Below are 3,817 nucleotides of genomic sequence, written 5' to 3' on the forward strand. Positions count from 1 at the left end.
AGAAGTGGGACGCCTTCCAGCGTCACCTAGACGCCTCGGCCGCCGAAGGCCCCCACACCACCCGCCTCGCCGTCAACTACCTCAGCACCACCGGCGGCGACCTCATCCCCTCCCCGCGCCGCTACGCCGAGTACCTGAACCCGCGCCTCTCCGCCCGCCTCACCGACGAGCACCGGCGCGGCGCCCGCCCCCACTACGGCGCACTCCTACTCGACTTCGCCGACACCGTCACCCCCGGCCTCGTCCAGCACGTCTACCAGCTCAACGACTTCCCCACCTGATTGCTTCCGTCAGCCGACGCCGGGGTCCTCCGGTGGTCTGCGGGGAGAGATCAGAGGGGCGGCGCCGAAACGGCGCCGGCGTCGGCCGTACTCGGCGACGGCCTGCCACAGGTCGCGCCGGTCGACGTCCGGCCAGCAGTGGGGGGTGAAGTACAGCTCGGCGTAAGCGGCCTGCCAGGGAAGGAAGTTGGAGGTGCGCTGTTCGTCGCCGGTGCGCCACAGCAGGTCGACGTCCGGCATGTCGGGGTGGGGCAGATGGCGGGCGAAGTCGTCCTCGCCGATGAGATCGGGGTCCACGTCGCCCGCCCGGGCCGCCCGGGCGAGGGCCGCGGCGGCGCGGGTGACCTCGTCGCGGCCGCCGTAGTCGAGGCACACGGTGAGAATCAGTCCGGTGCGGGAACGGGTCCGCCGTTCCTCCCTGTCGATGGCCTCTACCACGTCCTCGGGAAGCCGGTCGCACCGCCCCAACCACCGCTGGCGTACGTCGAGTTCACGGACAGGGCCCTCGTCGACCTCGCGCCTGACCCCTTCCATGATCGTCTTGATCTCCTCGCCGTCGCGCTTCCAGTTCTCCGTGGAGAACGCGTAGAGGGTGAGGTGGCGCAGGCCGATCTCCAGGGCGCCGTAGACCATCTCGTACGCGGCGGCGGTGCCGGCGCGGTGGCCTTCGGAGCGTGGCAGGCCGCGCTCCTCGGCCCAGCGGCCGTTGCCGTCCATGATGATCGCGACGTGGGCGGGCATCCGGTCGGCGGCGATCCGAGGGGGCCGGACACCCTCGGTGTGCGGCGGCGGGGGCCGCAGGGCGGTCGCCTCGGCCACCGGGCCCTGCCCGTCCTCGCGCGACGTCACGGGTCCGCGCGGCCGGGGCACGGTCAGCGGCCGGGGCACGCTCAGCGGTGTCAGGCTCCACGCGAGGCGGGAGCGGACGTGTGCGGGGACGAGGACGCGGCCGCGCGCGGCGAGGGACGGCGCCGGGGAGCGCGTGAGCAGGGCGGGTCCGGCCGCGTCGACGGCGTCAAGCTGGGCGCGGAGCAGGCGTGCGGCCGTGTCGAGCACGGTGGCGGCGCCCGGGTGCATGCCCCGTGTCATGGCGGGCCTGGTCAGCCATCGGCGGGCCAGCGCCGTCGCTTCGCCGACCACCGCCGCCACGGCGGGGCTCCAGTGCCGCGCCCGCAGGTCGTCCTCGGCTCCGGGCCGGGCGTCCAGGGCCTCGTGCGGCAGGAGCAGCAGCCCCTGGGCGAGGTCGGCTCCGAGGTCGGTGAGCAGGTCGGTGAGCTGGGCGCCGTTGACAAAATGCTCGTAGTCGCGGCGCCGCTCCAGCCTGAGCGTCATCGGCGCTCCGACCTGCTCGAACAGGTGGCGGACCTGGTCCACCCAGGGCACGATCCCCTCGTTGCTCCACTCCCGCCACTCGGCCCAGTCGGCGAAGCTCCGGCCCCGGGTGTCCTCCCGGGCGCCGATCATGGCGCCTCGCAGACCGGACAGGTCCAGCCGCCAGCGCAGGGCGGTGTCGACGAGGGCGTGCCGGACCGGGTCCGTGCTCGTGCCGGCCGCCAGGTCGCGCCGCAGGGCCTCCGTCCACGCCTCGACGCGGCGGGCGCGCTCGGCCGGCTCCACGTCCCGCCGGTCGGCCAGGTCGTCCAGCACGCTCGCCGCCGCCCACAGCGCCCACCCGGCCGGACGCAGCACCGCCGGCATCAGCCGGATGAGGGCGTGGATCCCGGGATCGTGCCGCCGTGTGGTGCGCCGGCACAGCCGGTACGCCTCCCGCAGGGCCGGATCGCCACCGGTGAGCGACCGCGCGGTGGCTCGCCCCCGCGGCACTCGCGTGACCGTGTCGGGCTCCGCCGTCGTGGGCTGTGGTGTGGTTCGTATGGTTCGCATGGGGGCGACGGGACCTCAGCGTGCTTCCTTGTCGGACGCCGCGGCCGACGGCGTGACGGGCGGCGGCGTGCTGGCCGGCGACGTGACGGCCGCCCGGCGCGGGGCGGGAACGACCGCCGTGCCGCCGCCCGGCCCGGGCGGCGGGGCCTCGACGCTCGGCGGCAGGGCGCCGTGCGCGAGGAAGCCGCGCGTGCTGTGCCGGAAACCCACCAGCGCGAGCGCCGACGCCGCCGCGAACCAGCTGAGCTGGATGGCCAGGTAGCCGGGCAGCGGGCTCGTCGAGAACCCGGCCGCCGTACTCGCCTGCATGGCCCCGTAGGACGGCAGGAAGCGCATGACGGGAGTGTCGGCACCGGAGCTGCTGATGGGGTTCTGCAACGCCAGGTCGATGATGCTGGTCATCACGATCGCGAACATGCCCTCCACCTCCCGGCGCAGCAGGCAGCCGAACCCGACGCCGAGCGCGCCGTAGGTCATACCGGCGCAGAACAGCGCCTCGGCGAGCAGCAGCGGCTGCCGGGGCGACCACGTCAGGCAGGCGACGGCGGTTGCGTAGCCGGCGACCGCCGCCGAGACCAGCGCCAGCGCGGTGACCTTGGCCAGCACCAGGTGGGCGCGCGGATAGCCAGCCATGGCCAGCCGCCGGTCGAAGCCGCTGCCCGAGAACGTGGCGGCGAACATCATGAAGCCGGTGATGAGCGTGACGGCGTTCAACGCGCCGCTGATCGCCGTGAGTTCGTTGCCGCGCGGGGCCAGGACCTCCCCGGTCGCGCGGAGTTGCATCTCGGCCGGGGCGTCGGGCATCGAGAAGTACGCCAGCAGCGTCCACACCGGGACAAAAAGCACCACCAGGACCATGGCAAACCGGTTGCGGCCGTGCTCGACGAGCGTGAAACGGGTCGCGACCGCAAACCGAGTCAGATGAAACCTCACGCCGCGGCCCCCGCCTCTCCCGGCCCCTCCGGGCGGAGCCGCCCGCCGTCGAGCCGCCACAGCCGGTCCAGCCGTTCCGCGTCGTACGCCAGATGCGAGACGACCAGGACCGAGCGCCCCGCGTCCCGCAGCCGCCCGGCCAGGTCCCAGAAGCGCTGGTAGGTGTCCCAGTCGAAGCCCTGGTACGGCTCGTCCAGCAGAAGCACCTGCGGATCGTGCATGAGCGCCAGCGTCACGTTCAGCTTCTGCCGCGTCCCGCCGCTGAGCACCCCCGCCCGCTCGTCGGCGTACTCGGTGAAGCCCAGCACGTCCATGATCTCCTCGGCGTACCGGACATCGGGCAGGCGGTACGCCGTCTGGAAATAGCTCAGATGCTGCCGGACGGTCAGCGCGTTGTTCAGCACCACGTGCTGCGGGCAGTACCCGAACCGGCCGCCGTGCCGGACCGTGCCGCGCGTCGGCCGCAACTCACCGGACAGCACCCTCAACAGCGTCGACTTCCCGGCCCCGTTCTCCCCCACGATCCCGCACAAGGTCCCGGCCCGAAGCCGCAGATCCACACCCCGCAGCACCAGGCGGCGCCGCCGATACGCGTGATGAACGTCCGTGACCTCCAAACCCATCCTCCCCCGGCTGGACCCGACCAGACCGTCACCGAACGGCCTAACGATCAAGCCCTGCGCCGGACACGGGCACGCCGGACGCACCCCGCCCCGGCC

Annotated in this window: 4 protein-coding genes; 1 reads left to right on the forward strand and 3 read right to left on the reverse strand. The window is 73.5% G+C overall.

Annotated features, from left to right (window positions below; genetic code table 11):
- On the forward strand, positions 1-281 hold a 281-nt coding region (locus GL263_RS23130), incomplete at its 5' end, for a PI-PLC domain-containing protein (protein ID WP_182857684.1).
- Between the two features lie 9 nt (positions 282-290).
- On the opposite strand, the gene uppS is transcribed toward GL263_RS23130, so the two are convergent.
- From uppS to GL263_RS23145, 3 genes are all read right to left on the reverse strand, one after another.
- Positions 291-2,105: a polyprenyl diphosphate synthase gene (gene uppS, locus GL263_RS23135; protein ID WP_323379532.1), complete on the reverse strand. Its 1,815-nt coding sequence runs from the start codon at positions 2,103-2,105 to the stop codon at positions 291-293.
- A gap of 75 nt (positions 2,106-2,180) precedes the next feature.
- Positions 2,181-3,098 (reverse strand): ABC transporter permease, encoded by a 918-nt coding sequence (locus GL263_RS23140; protein WP_323379533.1) that lies wholly within the window; start codon positions 3,096-3,098, stop codon positions 2,181-2,183.
- Positions 3,095-3,715 (reverse strand): ATP-binding cassette domain-containing protein, encoded by a 621-nt coding sequence (locus GL263_RS23145; RefSeq protein ID WP_182857686.1) that lies wholly within the window; start codon positions 3,713-3,715, stop codon positions 3,095-3,097. Before GL263_RS23145 ends, GL263_RS23140 begins: the two co-directional genes overlap by 4 nt.
- Between the last annotated feature and the right edge of the window lie 102 nt (positions 3,716-3,817).

The organism is Streptomyces durbertensis (assembly GCF_014156695.1).
Classification (GTDB): domain Bacteria; phylum Actinomycetota; class Actinomycetes; order Streptomycetales; family Streptomycetaceae; genus Streptomyces; species Streptomyces durbertensis.